This is a genomic window from Solirubrobacter deserti, from assembly GCF_027587175.1.
In the GTDB taxonomy this organism is placed as follows: Bacteria; Actinomycetota; Thermoleophilia; order Solirubrobacterales; family Solirubrobacteraceae; genus Solirubrobacter; species Solirubrobacter deserti.
This window is the reverse complement of record NZ_JAPCID010000034.1, coordinates 42216-65400: the sequence shown is the minus strand read 5'-3', so window position 1 is coordinate 65400 and position 23185 is coordinate 42216. Positions and strand designations below refer to the sequence as shown.

General features: G+C 70.7%; 16 protein-coding genes. 3 read left to right on the top strand and 13 right to left on the bottom strand.

Annotated features, from left to right (window positions below):
• The 13 genes from OJ962_RS21900 to thrS form a co-directional block, all read right to left on the bottom strand.
• A partial coding sequence (locus OJ962_RS21900) for a sigma factor-like helix-turn-helix DNA-binding protein (RefSeq protein ID WP_270006601.1) occupies positions 1-988 on the bottom strand: 988 nt, incomplete at its 3' end.
• Positions 989-1056: 68 nt separating this feature from the next.
• Complete coding sequence (locus tag OJ962_RS21895) at positions 1057-2172, bottom strand: acetylornithine/succinylornithine family transaminase (protein WP_202952541.1); 1116 nt, start codon at positions 2170-2172, stop codon at positions 1057-1059.
• Positions 2169-3017: an acetylglutamate kinase gene (gene argB, locus OJ962_RS21890; RefSeq protein WP_202952540.1), complete on the bottom strand. Its 849-nt coding sequence runs from the start codon at positions 3015-3017 to the stop codon at positions 2169-2171. Before argB ends, OJ962_RS21895 begins: the two co-directional genes overlap by 4 nt.
• Positions 3014-4237 (bottom strand): bifunctional glutamate N-acetyltransferase/amino-acid acetyltransferase ArgJ, encoded by a 1224-nt coding sequence (gene argJ / locus OJ962_RS21885; protein ID WP_202952539.1) that lies wholly within the window; start codon positions 4235-4237, stop codon positions 3014-3016. Before argJ ends, argB begins: the two co-directional genes overlap by 4 nt.
• Positions 4234-5220, bottom strand: a complete 987-nt coding sequence (gene argC / locus OJ962_RS21880; RefSeq protein ID WP_270006600.1) for an N-acetyl-gamma-glutamyl-phosphate reductase — start codon at positions 5218-5220, stop codon at positions 4234-4236. Before argC ends, argJ begins: the two co-directional genes overlap by 4 nt.
• Positions 5213-7624 (bottom strand): phenylalanine--tRNA ligase subunit beta, encoded by a 2412-nt coding sequence (gene pheT, locus OJ962_RS21875; RefSeq protein ID WP_202952537.1) that lies wholly within the window; start codon positions 7622-7624, stop codon positions 5213-5215. Before pheT ends, argC begins: the two co-directional genes overlap by 8 nt.
• Positions 7621-8682 carry a phenylalanine--tRNA ligase subunit alpha gene (gene pheS / locus OJ962_RS21870; protein ID WP_202952536.1) on the bottom strand — a complete coding sequence of 354 codons (1062 nt, stop codon included), beginning with the start codon at positions 8680-8682 and terminating at the stop codon, positions 7621-7623. The genes pheT and pheS overlap by 4 nt, the downstream gene beginning before the upstream one ends.
• Complete coding sequence (locus tag OJ962_RS21865; RefSeq protein WP_202952535.1) at positions 8679-9431, bottom strand: TrmH family RNA methyltransferase; 753 nt, start codon at positions 9429-9431, stop codon at positions 8679-8681. Before OJ962_RS21865 ends, pheS begins: the two co-directional genes overlap by 4 nt.
• Positions 9432-9537: 106 nt before the next feature.
• Positions 9538-9897 carry a 50S ribosomal protein L20 gene (gene rplT / locus OJ962_RS21860; RefSeq protein ID WP_202952534.1) on the bottom strand — a complete coding sequence of 120 codons (360 nt, stop codon included), beginning with the start codon at positions 9895-9897 and terminating at the stop codon, positions 9538-9540.
• On the bottom strand, positions 9894-10097 hold the full coding sequence (gene rpmI, locus OJ962_RS21855; RefSeq protein ID WP_202952533.1) for a 50S ribosomal protein L35: 204 nt from the start codon (positions 10095-10097) through the stop codon (positions 9894-9896). Before rpmI ends, rplT begins: the two co-directional genes overlap by 4 nt.
• Positions 10098-10170: 73 nt before the next feature.
• Entirely contained in the window at positions 10171-17652 is a 7482-nt protein-coding gene (locus tag OJ962_RS21850; protein WP_202952532.1) for an OmpL47-type beta-barrel domain-containing protein, read from the bottom strand.
• Positions 17653-17957: 305 nt separating this feature from the next.
• Entirely contained in the window at positions 17958-18533 is a 576-nt protein-coding gene (gene infC, locus OJ962_RS21845; protein ID WP_202952531.1) for a translation initiation factor IF-3, read from the bottom strand.
• Between the two features lie 196 nt (positions 18534-18729).
• Positions 18730-20688 carry a threonine--tRNA ligase gene (gene thrS, locus OJ962_RS21840; RefSeq protein WP_238930957.1) on the bottom strand — a complete coding sequence of 653 codons (1959 nt, stop codon included), beginning with the start codon at positions 20686-20688 and terminating at the stop codon, positions 18730-18732.
• Positions 20689-20891: 203 nt separating this feature from the next.
• On the opposite strand from thrS, the gene OJ962_RS21835 reads away from it, so the two are divergent.
• Genes OJ962_RS21835 through OJ962_RS21825 form a run of 3 tightly spaced genes read left to right on the top strand, consistent with a single transcriptional unit; the run spans position 20892 to position 23110 of the window.
• Positions 20892-21491 (top strand): transglycosylase family protein, encoded by a 600-nt coding sequence (locus OJ962_RS21835; RefSeq protein WP_270006599.1) that lies wholly within the window; start codon positions 20892-20894, stop codon positions 21489-21491.
• A gap of 12 nt (positions 21492-21503) precedes the next feature.
• Entirely contained in the window at positions 21504-22568 is a 1065-nt protein-coding gene (locus OJ962_RS21830; RefSeq protein WP_202952530.1) for an aminotransferase class V-fold PLP-dependent enzyme, read from the top strand.
• Positions 22565-23110 carry an LOG family protein gene (locus tag OJ962_RS21825; RefSeq protein ID WP_202952529.1) on the top strand — a complete coding sequence of 182 codons (546 nt, stop codon included), beginning with the start codon at positions 22565-22567 and terminating at the stop codon, positions 23108-23110. Before OJ962_RS21830 ends, OJ962_RS21825 begins: the two co-directional genes overlap by 4 nt.
• The last annotated feature ends 75 nt before the right edge of the window (positions 23111-23185 follow it).

Genomic DNA, 23185 nt, shown 5'->3' with positions numbered 1-23185 from the left:
GGGCGGGCGGGGGGGGGAGGGGCCCGCGGGGGCGGGGGGCGGCCGCCGCGCCCCGGGGGGGGGCCGGGCCGCTCGCGAGCGTGGGCGGGGCGCCGCCGCCGCAGGCGCCGCCGCCGGCCAGGGCGCGGAGGCGTCGCAGCCCGGTCGTCTCCAGCCGCGTGACGCGCTGGACGCTGATGTCGAGCCGGCGCGCGACGCCCGTGCGCGAGCGCGCGGGTTGCGGACCCACGCCGGCCCGCAGCGACAGCACGCGCCGCTGCGCGGGTGAGAGGTCGTCGAGGCAGCCGCCGGCCCGCGCGACCGTCGCACGCAGCCGCCGCTCGCGCTTGACCGGACCGGTCCTGGGTCGGGCGTCGTCGGCGTTGTCGAGCTCGACGCGCGGCACCGCCGGGGCCACGTTGCGAGGTGCGCGCGAGGTGCCGCCGCCGTCGCACGACGAGCCGCACGCGGAAGCGCCGCCGCGTGAAGAGCTGCGCGTGCCGGCGGGCTTGTCGTCGCCCCCGGTGGACGAACCGGCGCGGGACGAGCCCTCGCCGCCGGACGTCGTGCCGCCGCCGGACGACCCGCTCGCGCCACCGCCGGACGACGAGCCCCCGCCGGACGAGCCGCCCGCGGAGGATGAGCCGCCGCCCGAGCCGCCGCCGGACGCCGAGCCGCCGCCACCGGACGTCCCGCCGCCCCCGCCGCCGCCGGACTGCCCGCCGCCGGAGGAACCGCCGCTGGGCGTGCCGCCGCCGCTGCGCCCCCCGCCACCCTGACTGGGCGGCGCGGTCGGGATCGGCACCTGCACCGTCGGGATCGGGACCTGCACGGTCGGAATCGGCACCTGCACGGTGGGCACCGGGACCTGCACGGTCGGGATCGGCACCTGCACCGTGGGCACCGGGACCTGCACGGTCGGCACGGGGACCTTCGGCAGGTTCTTCGTCGGGTCAGGCAGCTGCGCGAAGGCCGGAGCGGCGACCACGATCGCCGCTGTTCCCGTCACGATCAAGCCCGAGATCCGCAATGCACGGGGCTAGTACCGCCCTGCGATCCTCGCCAAACCGGTGTGAGTCAGGAAAGCGCTGCGGACAAGCGGTTAAGCGCCTCGTCGATGTGCTCGGACTCGGTGATCAGCGGCGGGAGGAAGCGCAGCGTCGTCGGGCCGGTCGCGTTGATGATCAGCTTGTGCTCGAGCAGGGCGCGCTTGGCGATCTCGGGCGCCGGCCCGTCGATCTCCGCGGCGACCATCAGCCCGCGCCCGCGCACGGACACCACGCCGGGCAGCTCGCGCAACCCCTCCGTCAAGCGCTCACCCATCTCGCGCACGTGCGCGAGGAAGGCCTCGTCGTCGATCACGTCCAGCGCCACGTTCGCCGCCGCGCTGACGAGCGGGCCGCCGGCGAACGTCGAGCCGTGGTCGCCCGGGGCGAAGACCGACTGCAGCTTCGGGCCGATCACGAGCGCGCCGATCGGCAGCCCGCCGCCGAGGCCCTTGGCCAGCGTCATCGCGTCCGGCACGACGCCGAGCTGCTCGTGGGCCCACAGCGAGCCGGTGCGGCCCATGCCGGTCTGGACCTCGTCGAACACGAGCGCCGCGCCGACCGCGTCGCACGCCGCACGGATCGAGGCCAGCAGCTCGGCGTCGAACACGTTGACGCCGGACTCGCCCTGGATCGGCTCGATCAGCACCGCGGCGGTGTCCGCGTCCACGGCGGCGGCCGCGTCAGTCGCATCCACGGCACGGAAGCCCGGCACCAGCGGCGCGAACGGCGCCTGCTTGGACTCCTGCGGGGTGGCGCTCAACGCGCCGTACGTGCGGCCGTGGAAGCCGTTGAGCGCGACGACCAGATCGCCGCGCGGGCGGAACTTGCGCACGAGCTTGATCGCGGCCTCGTTGGCCTCCGCCCCGCTGTTGCAGAAGAACACGCTCTCGCCGAACGAGCGGTCGCACAGCCGCGCGGCCAGCGTCACGTTCGGCTCGTTGTAGAACAGGTTCGAGACGTGCAGGAGCGTCGCGGCCTGCCGCTGCACCGCGTCCACGACCGCCGGGTGGCAGTGGCCGAGGTTGTTGACCGCGATCCCGCTCAGGAAGTCCAGGTACGCGTCGCCCTGGGCGTCGGTGAGCCACATCCCGGCCCCGCCGACGAACTCGACGGGGTAACGCGCGTAGGTGTTCGCCAGGCTCACGTGGCCGGCCTCACTTTCGTCCCGATGCCGGCGTCCGTGAACAGCTCGAGCAGCAGCGAGTGCGGCAGCCGCCCGTCGATGATGTGCGCGTAGGTGACGCCGCCGTGGATCGCCTCCACGCAGGCCTGCAGCTTGGGCCGCATGCCGCCCTGCATCGTCTCGATCGCCGCTTCCACCTCGTCCGCCCCGCACTCGGAGATCACGCTGTCGGGGTCGGACGGGTCGCGCAGCCAGCCCGGCACGTCCGTGAGGAAGATGACCTTGTAGGCGCCCATGGCGCGCGCGATCGCGCCCGCCGCCTCGTCCGCGTTGACGTTGTGCGAGCGCCCGTCCCGGTCAGCGCCGACCGACGCGATGACCGGGATGTAGTCCTCGGCGATGTGGTTGATCACGCCGATGTCGACGCGGTCGATCTTGCCGACGAAGCCGATGTCCTCGCCGCCCGGCCCGGTCGTGGTCGACACGCGGAACAGCTGTCCGTCGTCCCCGCTGAGCCCCACCGCGGGCTGCCCGTGGCGGTTGATGCGGGCGACGATGTCCTTGTTGACCTTGCCGACGAGCACCATCTTCGCGATCTCGACCGTGTCGGCGTCGCTCACGCGCAGCCCGCCGACGAACTCGACCGGCATGTCGAGGCGCTGCATGTAGCGCGTGATGTCGGGCCCGCCGCCGTGGACGATGATCGGGTTCAGCCCGACGTACTTGAGGATCACGACGTCACGCGCGAACTCCTCGCGCAGCGCCGGGTCGTTCATGGCGGCGCCGCCGTACTTGATCACGACGGTCTTGCCGTGGAACTCCCGGATGTACGGGAGCGCCTCCAGGAGGGTGCCGACATCCCTCATGTCGTGTAGTCCGCGTTGATGGTCACGTACTCGTGCGAGAGGTCCGAGAAGAACACCTCGGTCTCCGCGCCGCTGCCGGGCAGCACGACGTCGTACTCGACCTCGTCCCCGCTCACGGCCTCGCTCAGCGCCGCCACGTCGAAGCCGATCGCGTTGCCCGCGGCGCACACCTGCACGTTCTCGATGTAGATGTCGAGCGCGAGCGGCGCCGTGTCGGTCAGCGCACCGCCGACGGCCTGCGCGATCCGCCCCCAGTTCGGGTCCCCGCCGTGCAGCGCGGCCTTCACCAGCGGCGAGTTGGCGACCGCGCGCGCGGCGCGCTCGACCACGTCGTTCGACCCGCCGCGTACCACCACGCGCCCGATCCGCTTGGAGCCCTCGCCGTCGCGCACGATGTCCAGCGCGAGCTTGCGCAACGCCCAGTCCAGCGCCTCGCCGAACTTGGTCGCGTCCTCGCTCTCGGCCTGCACCTTCACGCCCGAGGCGCCGGACGCCTGGAAGATCACCGTGTCGTTGGTGGAGAGCTGGCCGTCGACGGAGATGCGGTCGAACGAGCGCTCCACGCACAGCCCCAGCAGGAGGTCGGCGAACGGCGCGTCGAGCGCCGCGTCGGTCTGCACGAAGCACAGCATCGTCGCGAACTTCGGGGAGATCATCCCGGCGCCCTTGGCCTGCGCGGTCAACCGCACCGTGCCCGACGGCAGCGCGACGTCGACCTCGACCTCCTTGGCGAACTTGTCCGTCGTCTGGATCGCCTCGGAGAAGTCGCCGTGCCCGTACTCGCGCAGGTCCCCGCGGGCGCGGGCGATGCCGCGAATGACGTCGCCGGCGTCGAGCTGCACGCCGATCACGCCGGTGGACGCGACCGCGACCTGGTCCTCGCGCACCCCGCTCGCCATCGCCGCCGCGCCCTGCGTGCGCGCGGCCTGCTCGAAGCCGCGGTTGCCCGTGGCCGCGTTGGCGTTGCCGGAGTTGACGATCACGGTGCGGATCGCGTCCTGGCGCGCACGCTCCTTGGTCAGCACGACCGGCGCGGCCAGCACGCCGGAGCGCGTGAAGCGCGTGGCCGAGACGCACTCGGGCGACGAGCACACCAGCAGCCCGACGTCCATGCCGCCGCTCGGCTTGATGCCCGCCGCGACGCCCGCGGCCTTGAAGCCCGCCGGCAGATCGCCCGGGTTCTCGGTCACGTGCTCCGGCAGCTCGAGCCACCTGCTCATCTGAGACCCTCCGTCTCCGGCCGCCCGAACATCAGGTTGAGGTTCTGCACGGCCTGCGAGGCGGCGCCCTTCCACAGGTTGTCGATCGCGGCGAACACGATCACGCGGCCCGTGCGCGGGTCGTGATGCCACGAGATCCGGCAGTAGTTGGTGTCGCGCACGTCGATCACGCCCACCGGGCCCTCGCGCAGCTCGATGAACGGCTCGTTGCCGTACAGCTCGTCGAACAGCGTGAGCAGCTCCTCGCCGTCCACGTCGCGCGTGGGCGTCACGTAGGAGGTGACGAGCTCGCCCTGCGCGAGCGGCAGCAGGTACGGCGTGAACGTCACCGTCACGTCGTTGCCGAGCGCGGACAGCTCCTGCTCGATCTCCGGCGTGTGCCGGTGCCCGGTGATCTTGTACGGCGCGACGTTCTCGTCGGCGGCGATGAAGTGGGTCGCCGGGGTCGCGCCGCGCCCCGCGCCGCTCACGCCCGACTTGCCGTCGATGACCACGTCGCCGATCAGCCCCGCCTTCGCGAGCGGCGCGAGCCCGAGCAGCGCTGCCGTGGGGTAACAGCCGGGGTTGGCCACCAGGTCGGCCCCGGCGATCTGCGCACGGTTGAGCTCCGGCAGCCCGTAGACCCCCTGCCCGAAGATCTCCGGCGCCTTGTGCTCGCCGTACCAGTCGTCGTAGGTGGTCCGGTCGCGCAGCCGGAAGTCGGCGCTCAGGTCCACGACCCGCACGCCGCGCTCGCGCAATTGCGCGACCACCGGCGCGGCCGCCCCGTGCGGGTAGGCGACGATGGCCGCGTCCGCCGTCTGTCCGTCGAACGTCTCCAGCTCGAGCGGCACCCGCGTCTTCGGGTGCACGTCGTCCAGCCGCTGCCCCGCCTCCGCCCGCGCGGTGACCGCGGACAGCTCGAAGAACGGATGGCGGTAGAGGATCTGCGCGGCGATCGCGCCGGCGTAGCCGACGGCGCCCAGGACGGCGACCTTAGCCACGGAGCTCACCCTCGAGCTTTTCCGCCACCGCCTTTACGATCTTCTCGCGCTGGGGCGAGATCTCGTCGTCCGTGAGCGTGCGGTCGCCCGCGCGGAACTCCAGTCGCACCGCGAGCGACGTCTGCCCCTCGCGCGCGTACACGTCGAACACGCGCACGTCCTTGAGCAGCTTGCCGCCCGCGCCGCGCACCACCTCGACCAGCTCGGACGCCGTGCGGTCGGCCGGGACCCAGAACGCGAGGTCCTGACGGATCGCCGGGAACGACGTGAGGTCCTCGTAGTGCGGCGCGACGACCGCGTGCGGCAGCACGGCGCCGAAGTCCAACTCGAAGCCCGCGACGCGCGCGAGGCCGAACTCGGCCGCCACGCCCGGGTGGATCTCGCCCAGCCAACCCGCGTCCTCGCCGCCGACCAGCACGCGCGCCGCGCGGCCCGGATGCAGGAACGGGTCGGCGCCGCGCACGACGGTGAAGTCCACGCGCAGCGCGCCCAGCACCGTCTCCAGCACGCCCTTGGCGGCGAAGAAGTCCGCGGTGGGCGGGTTCCCGTCACCCCACGAAGCCGGCCGGATGCGGCCGGTCATCAGCGCGGCGAGGTGCATCCGCTCGTCGGGGAGCGGCGTCGAGCGCGCCTCCGCCGCCGTGGGCTCGCGGCGGTGCGGACGGTCGAAGTAGACCGAGCCCTTCTCGAACAGCCGCACGTCCTCGGCGCCGCGCGCGGTGTTGTGGCGGACGCTGGTGAGCAGCGAGCCCAGCAGCGTCGTGCGCATCACCGCGAGGTCCTCGGACAGCGGGTTGCGCAGCTTGACCGCCGAGTCGTCGATCCGCAGGCGCCGCGCCATCTCCGGCGCCTGGAAGCTCCAGCCGATCGCCTCGCTGAAGCCCGCGCCCACGAGCGCGTCGCCCGCGCGCCGGCGCAGGCGTTGCTCGGGGGTGAGCCGCGCGCTCATGCCGTGACCGGGAATCGTCGCCGGGAGCTTCTCCAGCCCCCAGATGCGCGCGACCTCCTCGATCAGGTCGACCTCGCGCGTGACGTCGTTGCGGCGGAACGCCGGGACGGTCACATCGAGCCCGTCGCCGGCGTCGTGGACGTCGAACTCGAGCGCCTCGAGGATGTCGGCCTGCTCGCGGATCGGCACGGCCGTGCCCAGCAGGCGCGTGACCTTCTCCTCGCGCAGCCGGATCGTCTTCGGCGCCGGCCCTTCGCCGCCGACGTCGATCGTGCCCGGCGCCAGCCGCGCGCCCGTGAGCTCGAGCATGAGCTGGGTCGCGACGATCGTGCCCCACATCGACTGCTCGGGCGGCAGGCCCTTCTCGAACCGGCCGGACGCCTCCGTGCGCAGGCCGAGCTTCTGGGACGTGCGCTGCAGCGTCGGCCCGTGCCAGTTCGCGGCCTCCATCAGCACGCGGGTCGTGTCTTCGCGCACCTCGGAGCGCTGGCCGCCCATGATCCCGGCGATCGACGTCGGTCCCTCGCCGTCGTCGATCAGGTGCATGGAGGAGTCCAGCGTGCGGACCTGGTCGTCGAGCGTCGTCATCTGCTCGCCCTGGCCGGCCCGGCGGACGACGAGCTTGCCGCCCGCGACGAGGTCGAAGTTGAACGCGTGCAGCGGCTGGCCCGTCAGCAGCATCACGTAGTTCGTGATGTCCACCACGTTGTTGATCGGGCGCTGACCCGCGGCCATCAGGCGCGCCTTCAGCCAGCGTGGCGACGGGCCGATCTTGACGTCCTCGAACAGCCGCGCAGTGAAGCGCGGGCAGAACTCCGCGTCCTGGACCTCGACCGTCACGCCCTCGACCGGCCCGGGCGTGCCCGGGTCCTCCATCCACGGCGGCGGATTGAGCGGCGCGCCGGTCGCGGCGTGCACCTCGCGTGCGACGCCGTACACGCTCAGGCAGTCCGGGCGGTTGGGCGTGATCTCGAGCTCGAGCACGTCGGTGGAGATCGGCAGCACCTGCGCGAGCGGCGTGCCCGGGACCAGGTCGTCGTCGAGCACCATGATCCCGGCGTGGTCGGAGCCGATGCCGACCTCGTCCTCGGCCAGGATCATGCCGTTGGACGGCACGCCGCGGAGCTTGGCCTTCTTCAGGCGCGTGCCGTCGGGCATGACCGAGCCCGGCAGCGCGACCCCGACCGTCTGGCCCGCGGCGACGTTCGGCGCGCCGCACACGATCGTCGACACGTCACCCTCGCCGATCGCCACCTGGCAGACGCTCAGGCGATCGGCGTCCGGGTGCTGCTCGCGCTCGAGCACACGCCCGACCACGAAGTTCTCCAGCGCGGACACGCCGTGCGTGTGCACGCGGTCTACCTCGGTGCCGGTCATCGCGAGGCGCGCGGCCAGCTTGGACGCGTCCATCCCCGGGTCGACGTAGTCCGTCAACCAGAACAGCGGCAGCCTCATCCGAATTGCTCCAGCAGTCGAAGGTCGTTCTCGAAGAACATGCGCAGGTCCGGCACGCCGTGCTTGAGGAAGGCGATCCGCTCGATGCCCATGCCCCAGGCGAAGCCCTGGTGGCGCTCGGGGTCGTAGCCGGACTCGGCGACGTAGCCGTAGAGGTTCGGGTCCACCATGCCGGCGCCGAGGATCTCGATCCAGCTCGTGCCCTTGCACAGCGGGCAGCGCGAGCCGTCCTTGAGAAAGCCCTGCTTGCAGTTGAAGCAGGACACGTCGAGCTCGACCGACGGCTCGGTGAACGGGAAGAAGTGCGGGCGCAGGCGGACCTCGCGGTCGTCGCCGAAGATCGCGCGGGCGAACGCGAGCAGCGTGCCCTGCAGGTCGCCGAGCGTCAGGTTTTCGTCCACCGCCAGGCCCTCGACCTGGTGGAACTGCGGCGTGTGCGTCGCATCGTTGTCGGGCCGGTAGACGCGGCCCGGGACGATGATGTACAGCGGCGGCGGCTGCAGCTCCATCTGGCGGACCTGCATCGGCGAGGTCTGCGTACGCAGGACGACGTCGTCCGCGACGTAGAACGTGTCTGCCAGCGACCGCGCCGGGTGGCTCGGGTCGTGGTTGAGCGCGTCGAAGTTGTAGTAGGCGAGGTCGATCTCCGGCCCTTCGACCACGGAGAAGCCGAGCCCGACGAACACGTCCTCGATCTCCCGCCGGGTCGCGGTGAGGATGTGCAGGTGTCCCGCGGGCGTGACGGGCGTGCCCGGCAGCGTGACGTCGACCACGTCGGCGGCGAGCCGCTGCTCGAGCTCGACCGCCTCGAGCTCGGCCTGGCGCGCGTCCACCGCGGCCTGCAGCGCCTGGCGCGCCTGGTTGGCGCCCTTCCCCACGGGCCCTCGCTCCTCCGGCGGGAGCTTGCCGACGTCTCGCAGCAGGTTCGGCAGCTCAGCTTTACGGCCGAGGAAGCGGACGCGGATCTCTTCCAGGTCCGCGGTCGAAGCGGCGGCGGCGACCGCGGCCTCGCCCTCGGCGCGCAACGCGGCGATCCGGTCGGCGGTGGCTGTGCTCATGAGGGCGTGATCCTAGTTAGCTCGTAGACAGCGACAGTTGCGGCCATGGCGGCGTTCAATGAGTCGGCGTGCGCGATCGGGATGTGGGCGACCTCGTCACACCCCGCGATGAAGTCGTCGGAGAGGCCTTCGCGCTCGGCACCGACGACGATCGTGACGGGCGCCACATCGGCGCGGCCGGCTTCGCCGGCGCGTGCCGATTTCGGCTTGGCGACCGCCCGCAGCGGCTCACCGGAGCGCGCGGCCAGCGCGATCTTGCGGCCGGGCAGCTCGGCGGCGTTGCGCACCTTCGCGACGGGCACGGAGAAGATCGCGCCCATCGAGGCGCGCACGGCCTTGGGGGACCAGGGATCGGCGCTGCCCGGGCCGAGCGCGACCGAGCTCGCGCCGAACGCCAGCGCGGACCGGATGACCGTCCCGACGTTGCCCGGGTCCCCCACGCCCCACAGCGCGACGCACAGCGGCCCGACGGGCTGCGCCCAGCGGATCGGATAGACGCCGATCGCCCGCGTGGACGAGCCCAGCTGCGAGACGCTCGGCATCACGTGGGAAGCGACCGGGATCCCCTCCAGGCCGGAGCCGGAGGTGACGTAGCGCGCGCTCGCGTGCCAGCCCGCCGCCTCGGCGGCCTCCAGCAGGTCCTCGCCCTCGGCGACGAAGGAGCCCAGCTTGTCCCGCCACTTCTTGCCGGCGAGCTTGCGAATCTCCTTCAGGGCTTCGTTGTGGGGGCTCTTGATCTCTTCGGTCACTGAAAGCGGGGGTCTCGGGGGGCGGCAGCCCCCGGTGGCCAAAAAAAAGGGCGCCGCTCCGACTCGGAGGGGCGCCCTATTGAAGGCTCGGCGGTTTCGAGGTTGCCTAGGCCGCCGAGGCCTCGCGGGCGCGCTCGACGAATCGGCGGAAGGTCTCGGGATCGCGCACGGCGATGTCGGCCAGGACCTTGCGGTCCAGCTCGACGCCGGCGGCCTGCAGGCCGTGGATGAACGTCGCGTACGTCATGCCCTCGGCACGCGCGGCGGCGTTGATGCGGGTGATCCAGAGACGGCGGAAGTCACGCTTGCGGTTGCGACGATCGCGGTACGCGTACGCGTCCGCCTTGAACATCGCTTCCTTGGCGCGCTTGTAGTTCGAGTTCGCCTCGCCGCGGAAGCCCTTCGTGCGCTCGAGGACCGCACGGCGCTTCTTCTTGGCGTGGACTGAACGCTTGACGCGGGTCATCGGCCGTTCCCGTTCAGCATCGTCTTGGCACGGGACGCGTCACCCTTGACGAGGACGATCGCAAGAGCCATGTGCCGCTTGCGCTTGGGTGACTTCTTCTCGAGGATGTGGCTCGAGAAGGAGTGACGGGCCAGCACCTTGCCGGTGCCGGTCACCTTGAAGCGCTTCTTGGCGCCGGAGTGCGACTTCATCTTGGGCATAACCGGCGGCGCAGTATAGCGAAGCAAAGGCCCCGCTCCCACGAGAAATCGCGGGAGCGGGGCGGGTCGCTTGCTACGGCGTGGTGGCCGACAGAGTCAGCGTCACGCGCTTGGTGTAGTTGCCCTCGAGCAGGCGGTCACCGGCGGAGACCGGCTGCTTGAGGTTGAGCGGCACCGACTCGTTCGCGAGCGGGTGCCCCCAGGCGTCGAGCTCGACCGTGCTGGTCAGCGGCACGAACGCCCCGGCGTTGTCCTGCACCTGCAGCGCCTGCGGCATGACCGAGGAGCCGTTGACCAGGTGGCCCTTGGCCGTGCTCGTGGGATCGGAGATCGTGAGCTTCGACGAGCGGACGCTCGACGTCGCCTTGACCGTCGCCCCGGCCGTGTAGACCTGGTCGAGACCCGGCGTGATCGCGCCGAAGTTCAGCGCGCCCTCGATCGTGATCCCGAGCACACGCGGCACCGTGCCGATCACGTCGACGTCCTCGTCGACCGAGTCGCCACCGGACGGCTCATCGATCGTGAAGGCCACCGTCTTGGTCGCTTCCACGTTGCCGGCCTTGTCCGCCGAGCGGTACTCGATCGAGTACGCGCCCTCGGCCTGCGCCTGGAACGTGGTCACGAACGGCGACGCCGTACCGGTGTTGGTGTTCTTGACCCACGCACCGTTGTTGACGCGGTACTCGGTGTAGTCGACGCCCGAGCCCGGCACCGACGAGCTGTTCTCGCTGACGGTGACCTTGGTCACCATGCCCTTCCACTCGCCTTCCTCGCGGTGGCCGTGGACCTTGCACACGAACGTGTAGGTCCCCACCTGATCGACGACCACATCGGTCGGCGGGGTGGTCGGGAAGGCGTAGCCCGGCGGCGGCAGCAACGACGTGCCGTCCGCGTTGGGCGCGTCACCCGGGTTGAGCTTCCACAGATCGTGCGTGGTGCCGCCCTCGTTCCAGGTGAACCGGACCGTGTCGCCGACCTTGGCCGACACGGCGGCAGGGTCGAACACGGCCGGCATCGCCTTGACGGTGTGCGTGGCCGCCGGACCGCCGCCCGTGCCGGTCTCGGCCGGATCGGTCGCCGACAGCGTCACGCCCACCGGACCGGTGTACGTGCCACCCGGACCCGGCTGGGCCGGGTTGAGCGCCGCCGTGGTGTTCGGCGCCGTGTCGTCACCGGACGGCTCGTCGCCGATCGTGAAGTCGACCGACTTGGTGGTCTCCACGTTGCCCGCGTTGTCGGTCGAGCGGAACTCGACCTTGTGGGCGCCGTCGCCCGAGACGGTGATCGGACCCTTGGCGACATCCTGGCCGAGCGGCTCGACGCGGATGTTGCGGTAGTCGATCACGTCGCTCGTGCCGTGGTTCTGCAGACCGATGTAGCCGCGCGCGAACTGGCGATCCGTCGTCGACGGGTCACCCTGTCGCGAGGACGGCTTGTCCCGCGTGTTCTCGAAGGTCTGCAGGACCTCGCCGTTGCGGATGATCGTGTACGTCTGGCCGACGACGCGAATCTCGTAGTCGACCCACGTCCCGCGCGGCTGCACCTTGGCCTGCGTGGTGTTCAGCGGCTGGAAGTTGTACACGGACCCCGTCTTCTGGGGCTCCGACGGCTGGTTGTCGTTGATCTGGATCTCGTGGCCGCAGTAGATCGCGACCCAGGCCGGATCGCTCTGCGCCGAGCCGACCTGGCAAGCGTGACGCTGGCCGGCCGGACGCGTGACCGCCTCGGTGGGGTTCGGGAAGCGCACGAAGACGCCGCCGTTGCCGCTGGTGCCGGTGCTGGAGTCACGCCACTGCATCTTCAGCGAGAAGTCGCCGTAGTCCTTGACGGGGTACCACGGCATGCCGAAGTTGCCGAACGTGCGGGCGTAGCCGCCGTTCGGGTCGTCGACCCAGTTGAGGCCGCCGGCCCCAGCCTGCGCCCACTTGGCGAGGTCGGCCGCCGAGTTGAGGATCGTCTCCGTCTCCTCGTACGGCTTCCACTCGCCGCCGTCGACGCGGACCTCGGTCTTGGCGACACCGGAGCCGGTGCCGTCGGTGGCGTCGAGATCCACCTGGACCGGGCCGTCGTAGTTGGCCTTCGGCGCCTCACCGTTGAGCTTCGCGGTGGTCGTCGGCGCCGCCTTGTCGATCTGGAAGGTCACCGTGCGCGTGGCCTCGGTGTTGCCCGCCTTGTCGACCGAGCGGTACTCGATCGTGCTGCGACCGGCCGTCTCGACGACGATCGGATCGCTGTAACGCGTCCAGGCGGTCGTGCCCTGGTTGCGGTACTCGATGTAGTCGACGCCCGTGCCGCCCTGGTTGTCCGTGGCGTTGAGCGTGACCGTGACGTTCGACTTGTAGTAGCCGTTCGTCCCGTCCGGCGAGGCCGGGTTGAGCGTGTGCGTCGTGCGCGCCGGCGAGGAGTCGCCGCCGCCACCGCAGCTGTCGGCCGCGACCTTGAACGAGTCGAAGCTGATCGGCCGCGCGGTGTTGCCACCGTCGTGCTTGACGAACAGGCCGACCTTGGTGATGCCGCCGGCGCCGAACGTCGACGCGTTGACCGGCACCGCCTGGGCGATGGAGGCGAACGTCGTGCCGTCGTAGGAGTACTCGGTCACGAGGTTCGTGCCGTCGTACGTGGCTCGCAGCCACAGGTCGGCCGTCTGCGGGGTCAGCTTCCCGGTGTTCGGGTAGTTGCCGCCGTAGCCGGCGTTGATCGACCCGTTGGAGGTCAGCACGCGCTCGGCCCAGATCCCGTTCATCGGGTTCCCGCCGAGGTCGTTGGTCTTGTACTGGACGCCGATCTTGGCGAAGTAGTTCGGGTTGTCGGAGCCGTAGATCACGAGGCCGCCGGCAACGCCGTTCTGGTTGATCGCCGTGTGGTCGAGCTTCGTGGTCACCGACCACGGGCCCGTCGGCACGTCCTGCAGGGCGATGTTGCGGGCCGTGAAGTTGGCGCCCGAGACGTCACCCTGCGCGGTCGTCAGCGAGAGCTTGCCACCGGCGACGGCCACGTTGGCCGGCGTCGAGTTGCGGATCTCCCACTTGGGATCGAGCGCCGCGCCGTCGAACTCGTCGTTCTGGACGCAGGCGGTGACCCCACCGCAGTTGTCGCCCGCGGTCTGCGGGTCGGCGGTCCCGGGCACGACGTTGAACGCGTCGAGCTGGACCGTGTCGTTCTCGCCACCGTCGTGCTTGGCGAACAGGCCGAGCTTGAGGCCGCCCGGCTGGCTCAGGTACTGCGAGACGCTGATCGGCGCGCCGAACGAGGTGAACGTCGAGCCCTCGGTCGACGTCCAGGTCGTGATCGTGCCCGCCGTGGCGTCATGCACGAACCGCACCCAGACGTAGTCGCCGGCGGTCGAGAGCCCACCCGAGTTCGGCCACGGCACCGTCGCCGGCGGCAGGGTGACCGCCTCGCCGTTGGCCGTCAGGACGCGCTCCGCCCACTTGCCGGGCTGGTCGCCCGCCGTCTCCGGATCGACGTCGCTCTTGTACTGCAGAGCCGTCTTGAGGAAGTGGTTCGGGTTGGTGCTGTTGATCAGCGCCAGACCGGCCGCTTCGCCGTTGCGGTTGATGTTCTCGTGGGCGATCTTCGCCGTGGCGACCCACGAGCCCGTCGGAGCGTCCTGATAGAGCACCTGGGCCGTGGCCGTGCCGCCGTACAGGTCGCCCTGGATGACCGGCAGCGTCAGGTGGCCGCCGGAGACGCTCGGGGCGTTCCCGGAGGACGGGTTCAGGATCTCCCACTTGGGGTGGAGCTCCGAGCCGGTGAACTGATCCGACTGCGGGGAGCAGCCGGCGGTGCAGTTGACCGGTGTGTCCTCGGCCGAGCCGCTGTGGACGCGCAGGTAGTCGAACGACGCGGTGCCGCCGCCGTTGGAGCCGCGGAACGCGACCGGGCCGACCTTCAGCGCACCCGTGATCGGCGCGGCGTGGGTCGCCGTGCCGACGCGGGTCCAGCTCGCGCCGTCGTCGGTGGAGAACTCACCGATGATGTTCGTGCCGTTGTTGCGGGCACGCAGGAGCACGTACGCCGGCAGCTGGCCGCCCGGAGCGGGCGTGATGCTCGAGCCGATCGGCGGGTTGACCGCACCGTTCTGGGTGACGATGAACTCGAACTGGTGCGTGCCGTTGCTCGACTGGATCGCGACGAGCTTGGCGAACGTGTTCGGCTGCTCGGACTTCCACAGCACGATGCCGGCCTGCTCACCGTTGGCGTTGAGGCCGCTGGTCTCGAGCTTGGCCGTCGCCGTCCACTCGCCGTTCGGCGCGTCCGTGAGGACGGTATTGGAGGCGAGCGCGTCGTTGGCGATGAAGTCGCCCTGCAGGATCGGGAGGTTCACGTGCCCGTTGGACACCGTGGGGCCGCCGCCCGCGGAGCGCAGCACGGTCCACTTGGCGTCGAGCGCCGAACCGCTGAACTCATCCGACTGCGGGAGGCAGGAGGTGCCGCCCGTGTTGAGGTTGATCGTGAACGTGACCGAGCCGACCGGATCGGTCTGGTTGCCGGCGCGGTCGCGGGCACGGTACTCGACCGTGTGCGAGCCCTGGCCGCGCACCGTGAACTTCGCCTCGAACGGCTCGGCGTTGCCCGTGTTGGTGGCACGGGTCCACGCGCCGCCGTCGACGCGATGCTCGATCCACTCGACGCCGGTGGCGCCGGTGCCGTCGGTCGCGCGCACGGTGACCTCAACGGGCGCCGTGTAGCTCGCCGCCGGGGTCTGGCCGTTGATCTGGACCGTCGTGGTCGGGGCCGCGGAGTCCGCGCCCACCGTGACCAGCGAGGTCTTGGTCTGCTTCTCACCGTCGGCGTACGTGACGGTCAGGCTCGCCGTGTAGGTGCCGGTCTGCGCGTACGTGTGGGTCGGGTTGGCCTCGGTCGACTTGGCCGTGCCGTCACCGAAGTCCCACTCGTAGCTGACGCCACCGGAGGCGCCGAGCGAGAACGCGACCTGACGCGCGGTGGACGTCGAGCGCCACTGCGGGTCGGCGGTCGGCGTGTCCGGGCCGCCCGTGTAGGACAGCCGGAACAGACCGACGTCGTTGCCCGTGTCGAAGAAGCCCTGGTAGACCTGCACGTAGAGCGCGCCGTCCGCACCGAACTTCGAGTCCATGTAGCTCGCGCCCCATTGGAAGCCAGAGCCGTCGCGCAGCGAGTCCGCGTACACGGGCTGAGCGCCGTCCTGGTCAGTCGCCGGGTCGAGCAGCAGGCCGTGCTTGGCGCTGCTGTTGCTGAAGTCGTTCAGGAACCAGCGGCCGTCCCAGTACTTGGGCCAGCGGACCGAGTTGTCGGTCGCCGCGTCGTCGTAGCGGTAGACCGGGCCCGAGAACACCGTCGCGCCGGAGGCGGTCAGGTACGGGCACAGCTGCGTGTTGGTGGCGCCGTAGTCCGGCGCGTTGTTCGCCCCGGTCGGACGGGGGAACTCGGGGCAGCCGTTGCCGCCCGGGTTGCCGCGGCTGTACCAGAGGTTCAGCTTGCGCGCCGTGCCGGCGTCCTTGCCCGTGCCCGTGGTATGCGGCAGGGTCGTCAGGCCGGTGTTATTCGGCGAGTCGTTGACGAGGTTCTTGCAGTCGTACCAGCCGGGCGTCGGGCCGGCGGTCGGGCCGGCGACCGGGCCGCCGTCCACGAAGCCGGGGCCGTTGGTCGTGCGCAGCGCGCCGTTGGTCCCGACGCGGTCACGGTAGGCCTGCTGGTTGCCCATGCAGTACGGCCAGCCGTAATTGCCGGCGCTCGGGAGCTGCGTCGCGCTCTCGTACGTCGACGGTCCCATCGTCCGCGACGGGGTGGTGGCGTCCGGACCGACCCACGCGGCGTACGGGACGTCGGTCTTCGGGTCGATCGCCATGCGCGACGGGTTGCGCAGACCCATCGCGTAGATCTCGGGCTTGGTCTTGCCGCCGCCCTCTTCGGTGCCGCTGAACAGGTTCGGGCCGTTGGGTGCGTCCGCGCCCGGGATGCTGTACGTGGTCCCGACGCCGGGTGTGACCGGCGCGCCGTCGGCGAGCTGCTCGATCGGGTTGATCCGCAGCATCTTGCCGTTGTAGTCGTTCGTGTTGCCCGCCGTCCGGCGCGCATCACGGATCGAGTAGTTGGCGGCGCCGCAGTGGTTGTTGGACACCTCGGTGGCGGGCCCGACCGGGCACTTGATGCCGGGGTGGTTGCCGGACGTGCCGCTCGTGCTCTGCGAGGAGTTCGAGTCGCCCGTCGTGACGTAGAGGTTGCCCTTGGAGTCGAAGGCCATGCCGCCACCGCGGTGGCAGCAGGAGTAGACCTGCGAGTCGTACTCGAAGATCTTGACCTCGGAGTCCATCTTGAGCTTCTTGGTGGTCAGGTCGACCGTGAAGCGCGAGATGCGGCCCTTGCCGATCTTCGTGATCCGGCGCGCGTCGCCGTCGGCGAGGCCCGGCAGCACCGGGTTGTCCGGGTTGAAGGTCGGGAAGTACTGCAGATAGATATGGCCGGTGGTGGTGAAGTCCGGCGACGGAGCGATGCCGAGCAGGCCGGTCTCGATCTTGCCGTTGATCTCGTCTCCGCCGCCACGATCGCCGTAGACCGGGATGACGCCGACCTGCGTGATGCCGCTGTTGACGGTGCCGGTGGCGGCCTTCGGATCCCACAGGTGGATCGTGCCGCAGCCGACGCCGACGTTGCGGTTGGCGAAGTCGAGGATGCGCGGGCTCGACGGCTGGCCGATCATCTTGCCGCGCTCTTCGTTGCTGCGGCAGTCGGCGCGGCCGATGTAGAAGACCCAGCCGTTCTTGACCGGCGCGACACCGTGCGACTCGCCGGAGACCGGGAGGCCGCCGACGCCGCTGGTGACGCGCTCGCTCTTGTAGTTGGAGTTGATCGTCGCCTTGCAGCCGCCGCGCACGAGGCCGGCCGCCCATTCGATGGCGCCGGTCAGGTGCTTGCGCAGGTTCTCCTGCCCGAACGCGGCCGCGGTGCGGCCCATGCCGGTGTAGAACGAGCGGCCGCCCTGGAAGTCACGGCACCAGGAGATCGGCCAGTCGGTGCCGCCCGTGGCGGTGCCGTCGCCGGCCGGGGCGCCGGGCGCGCGGTAGCGCGCGACGGTGTGGACCGTGCCCGTCGGGCGCGTGGTCCACGTGTACCAGATGTCCTCGCGCGTCCACTCCAGCGGGAGGTCGCGCGTGGCGGGGTGCACACGGTCGCCGGATGCGACGACCTGCGTACTGGCGGTCGTCGGGCTGTTCGCCGCGGGGCGAGCACCGATCAGGCCGTTGAAGAACGTGTTGCCGGTCTCGGCCTCCGCGGAGGAGCCGATACCGACGAAGCCGCCGCCGCCCTCGATGTAGGCCTGCAGCGCACCCTCCTGCGCCGCATTCAGGCGGTCACCCGCGCTGTTGAGGAAGACGACCGCGCGGTAGTTCGCGAGGTTCGCCGCAGTGATCGCCGTCGCGTCGCTGCCCGCGTCGACGTCGAAGTCGTTCGCGTCGCCGATCGCGGTGATGGCCGCGACACCGGCGTCGTTGGTCGCGTTCGCACCCCCGTGGAACACGAGCACCTTGCTCGGCGTCTGCGCCGATGCGCTCGCCGCAGCGAGCAACCACAAACACAAGACGAGCAGCGCCAAAGGCACCACACGCCAACCTGGACGCAGACGTGACGTCGCGTCCAGCAACCCAACAGCCCTCACAGAGTTTGCCCTCCTCCTCGGCCTGGACAGCCTTTTGTCTCTCAGGGCGCGATACTACACGTCCTTCGCCGGATGGTGAACCATCTTCTGTCGGACGCGTGCTAGAAGGCCGCAGTTAGGCCTGAGAAACGGCACGCCGCGTTGACGCGGCCGAGTGCGGCGGGCGAGAAAAGCGCTGGAAAGCGGGCGAGCCGCCCCGATCGGGGCGGCTCGCGGAAGCGCTAAGCGGGCTTGCTCGTGTCGCTCGGCGCGGCCTTCGCCGGCCCGAGCATCATCGTCATGTTGCGGCCGTCCTGCTGGGGCCGCTGCTCGACGACGGCGAGCTCGTTGAGGTCCTCGGCGAGGCGGTTGAGGATCATCTCGCCGCGTTCCGGGTGCGCCATCTCGCGCCCGCGGAACATGATGGTGACCTTGACCTTGTCGCGCGCCTTCAGGAAGCGCTCGACGTGGCCCTTCTTGGTGTCGTAGTCGTGCTGGGCGATCTTCGGCCGGAACTTGATCTCACGGACGTTGATCGTCTGCTGGTGCTTGCGGGCCGACTTGGCCTTCTGCGCCTGCTCGTACTTGTACTTCGAGTAGTCCAGGATGCGCACAACGGGGGGCTTGGCCTCCGCCGCCACCTCGACCAGGTCGAGGTCCTTTTCCTGGGCTCGCCGCAGAGCGTCTTGGGTGCGCATGATGCCGACCTGCTGACCGGTGTCGTCGATGAGACGAACCTCGGGAACGCGGATGCGCTCGTTGACGCGGGTGGTATCACGCTCCGGCGGCTGCCGGTCAAACCTGCGAGGGACCGGCATTAGCTGGTGTAGGCGCCGTACGTCAAGAACGCGGCGCGGTATGGGAACGCGTATTCAACGTCACGAAGTATAGGGCGAAACATCGCTGCGGCTCAAGTTCCCGTTCCGAGGACCGAATACTCCGGCTGAGCCCGAGACACGGATTCGTCAACGGCAGAGGGTTACCCGAGGGGCACGGATGCCCGCGGGTCACCCCCTACTCGGCCGCCGAGAGCTGCGCCTTCAGGCCCTCGAGATCGAGCGCGCCCTGGTCGCCTTCCTTGTGCCGGCGCACCGACGCCGTCCGCTCCTGCACCTCGCGGTCGCCGACCACGAGCATGTACGGGATCTTGCGCAGCTCGGCCTCGCGGATCTTGCGGCCGATCGACTCGGTGCGGTCGTCGACCTCGACGCGGAAGCCGTCCAGCGCGCTTTGCAGCTCGCGCGCGTATTCGACGTGCCGGTCCGCCACCGGGAGCACGATCGCCTGGACCGGCGCCAGCCAGACCGGGAACTCACCCGCGTAGTGCTCGACGAGCATGCCGATGAAGCGCTCGAAGGAGCCCATCAGCGCGCGGTGGATCATCACCGGGCGGTGGTCGGCGTTGTCCGCGCCCGTGTACGTGAGGTCGAAGCGCTCCGGCATCACGTAGTCCAGCTGCACCGTGCCGAGCTGCCAGGAGCGGCCGATCGCGTCGGTCATGTGCAGGTCGATCTTCGGGCCGTAGAAGGCGCCGTCGCCCTCGTTGATCTCGTACGCGAGGCCGCGCTTGTCGAGCGCGTTCTGGAGCGCCGCTTCGGCGCGGTCCCACATGTCCTCGGTGCCGATCCGCTTCTCCGGGCGGGTGGAGAGCTCCAGCCGCGGCTCGAAGCCGAACCGCTCGTAGATCGCGAAGCCGAACTCGAGGCAGCGGATGACCTCCTCCTCGATCTGCTCCTCGGTGCAGAAGATGTGGGCGTCGTCCTGCGTGATGTGGCGGACGCGCAGCAGGCCGTGCAGCGTGCCGGACGGCTCGTGGCGGTGCACGAGGCCCTGCTCGGAGTAGCGGATCGGAAGGTCGCGGTAGCTGCGGCGCTGGCTGTCGTAGAGCTGCGTGTGCGCCGGGCAGTTCATGGGCTTGAGGCCCTGCTGGTCGCCCTCGACGTCCGTGAAGTACATGTTCTCGCCGTACACGTGCCAGTGGCCCGAGCGCTTGAACAGCTCGCTCGTGTACAGGATCGGCGTCTTGACTTCCTTGTAGCCGCGCTGCGAGTTCTCCGTGCGCCAGAGCTTGGTGAGCTCGTTCCAGATCGCCATGCCGTTCGGGAACCAGAACGGCGACCCCGGCGACAGCTCGGAGAACATGAACAGCTCGAGCTCCTTGCCGAGCTTGCGGTGGTCGCGCTTGCGCGCCTCCTCGAGGCGCTCCAGGTGCTCGGCGAGCTCCTCCTTGGTCGCGAACGCGGTGCCGTAGATGCGCGTGAGCATCTGGCGGTTCGCGTCGCCGCGCCAGTACGCGCCGGCGACCGAGGTGAGCTTGAACGCCTTCGCCCGGCCCGTGTCGGGCGCGTGCGGGCCGCGGCACAGGTCCCGGAACTCGCCGTTCTGGTAGATGCCGACCGTCTGGACGCCCTGGTTGGTCACCAGGTCTTCGATCAGCTCGACCTTGTACGGCTGGTCCTCGCGCAGGTAGCGGTCGATCGCCTCGGCCGTGGTGGCCTCCGAGCGCACGAACGGCTCCGCCGCCTTCACGTGCTTTTTCATCTGCGCTTCGATCTTCGGGAAGTCGTCCTCGTTGATCGTCACGCCGGGCGGGAACTCGAAGTCGTAGTAGAAGCCCTCGGCGATCGGCGGGCCGATGCTCACCTTGGTGCCGGGATAGAGCTCGAGGACCGATTCGGCCAGCACGTGCGCGATGTCGTGGCGCAGCAGCTTCAGCGCGTCTCCGTCCCCCGCCTTCGCGGTCACGATCTCGATCGGCTGCCCGTCCGTCAGCGGCACGTCGAGGTCGATGATGCGCCCGTCGTCGTAGGCCGTTCCGTCGCGCTTCTCCGTCTTGTCGGCGTCCAGGACGCGGATGGCCAGCGCCGCGCGGGCCAGGCCAGGGCCGATATCGGCGGCGAGGTCGGCTCCGGTGGAACCGTCGGGAAGCTCACGGACAGAGCCGTCGGGAAGCGGGACGCGCACGGCGGCCATGCTAGTGAGCCGCGGACTTGCGGGTTCAAACCGACGTCAACGGCGACCACACCGCTGGCGCCGCGCAAGCGCTGCGCACACGGGGTGCACAACGCGAGTTGCGCTGAGCGGGACCAACGTCACGCACCCCTCCGGGAACCGGACCTGATTGGGCCGAGGCCGCTACGGTGTCCCGCTCGCCGCAAGCGACGAAAGGTTTCACCATGCGCACGACCACGACCGCTCTTCTGGCCGTGGGCGCCGCGACTCTCGCAGTACCCGCGACGGCGCACGCCGCCGCCCAGTCGGACTTCCAGGTCCCCCTCGCCGGCCATCTCACCGTGGCCGACCAGATGCAGTACGAACGGACCGCGCTCGCCCAGGAGCGCTTGACGCGCAAGGCGTGGCCGCTGGCCCGCCGGCTCGCGAACGAGCGCGGCGAGGGGTTCTCGCCCGCGCAGTACCGGCGCCGCGTGAGCGGTGATGCTCCCGCCACGCTCGCGCGCCGGATCCGATCGCTCCGGAGCGACATCCGGCGCGAGGAGCGCAAGGACCGTCGGCGGGCGGCCCGGGCGCGGGCGAAGGCGCGCAACGCCACTGCCTCCCCCGCGCTGGAGGCGATCGCCGCGTGCGAGTCGGGCGGCGACCCGGCCACGAACACCGGCAACGGGTTCTACGGCAAGTACCAATTCACGCTCAGCACATGGCAGAGCGTCGGCGGCTCGGGCAACCCGGCCGCAGCGTCGGAGGCCGAGCAGAACCGACGCGCCGCGATCCTGTACGCGCGGGAGGGCGCCTCGCCCTGGCCGGTCTGCGGACGCTAGGGTCCGCCGGCCATGGCGTTCCGTGACCAGTTCCCCGTGCTGCAGTCGATCGCGTACCTGAATGCGGGTACGGACGGGCCGATTCCGCTTGCCGCCGCCGAGACGGCGCGTGCGGAGCTCGACGCCCAGCTCAGCGAGGGCCGCCTGCACGCGCACTTCGCGCGCCGCCACGACCTCGCCGCCGGCCTGCGGGAGGGATACGCGCGCGTGATGCACGCCGCCCCGGAGCACGTCGCGGTCACGAGCGGGACGAGCGCGGGGCTCGGCGCCGTGCTGGCGGGCATGGACATCGGCCCGGCGGACGAGATCGTCACCTCCGACGCCGAGCACCCCGGCCTGATCGGCCCGCTGATCGGCGCGCGCCACCGCGGGGCGACCATCAAGGCCGTGCCGTTCGCCGAGCTCGCCAACGCGGTCACCGCGAAGACGACGCTCGTCGCCGCCAGCCATGTCAGCTGGATCACGGGCGAGCTCGCCCCCGCGGAGCTCGCCGAGGTGCCGGTGCCGGTGATCCTCGACGGCGCGCAGGGCTCGGGTGCCGTGCGGGTCGACGTCGGCGAGCTCAACTGCGCCGCCTACGCCGCCGCCGGTCAGAAGTGGCTGTGCGGCGCCGACGGCACCGGGATGCTCTACCTGGACCCCGAGCTCGGCGAGCGGGTGCGGACCGTCAACCCCACGTACTTCTCGTTCGAGGACACCAGCCTGGGCCTGCAGAGCCCGCTCAAGTCGGTCGCGAGCCGCTTCGACCTGCCGCTCCCGCGCGAAGCGGTCGCGCTGTCGGCCGCCGCGCTCGAGGTCCTGGAGGCTGAGGGCCTGGACGCGATCATCACCCGCGCCGCCGACCTCGCCGACCGCTTCGCCACCGCGCTCGCCGACGCCGGCTACACGGTCGCGCCCCGCGGCCGCTCGACCCTGATCGCCTTCGAGGTCGACGAACCCGAGGCCAAGCGTGAGCAGCTGCTCGAGCGCGGCGTCGCCGTCCGCGACCTGCCGGGCACGCCGTACCTGCGCGCGTCGGTCGGCGCGTGGAACGACGAGTCCGACCTCGACCGCCTGCTGGAGGCGCTCGAGCCGTGAAGTCCGTCTGCGTGTACTGCGGCTCGAGCGCCGGCAACGACCCGGCGTACCTCGAAGCCGCCCGGCAACTCGCGGCGGTGCTCGCGCAGCGCGGCCTGCGGCTCGTCTACGGCGGCGCGTCCGTCGGCCTGATGGGCGCGGTCGCCGACACGGCGCTCGCCCACGGCGGCGAGGTCGTCGGCGTCATCCCGCAGGTGCTGGTCGACCGCGAGGTCGCCCACCCAGGGCTGACAGAGCTCCACACCGTCGCCGACATGCACGAGCGCAAGGCGCGGATGGCCGAGCTCAGCGACGCATTCGTCGCGCTCCCGGGCGGGATCGGCACGCTCGAGGAGCTCATCGAGGTCTACACGTGGAGCTATCTCGGCATCCACGACAAGCCGCTCGGCCTGGTCAACACCAACGGCTACTACGACGGCCTCACGACGTTCCTCGACCATTCGGTCACCGAGGGCTTCCTGCGCCCGGAGACCCGCGCCGGCCTGAAGGTCGCGGCCGACCCCGAGACGCTGCTGGACGAGCTGGTCCGAGGACGGACGTGACCCGTCAATAGCTTGTGACGTGCCGTTTGGTCCAGGCGCCTCGCCGGAAACAAGCCGGTCAGCGCCCGTGTTCCA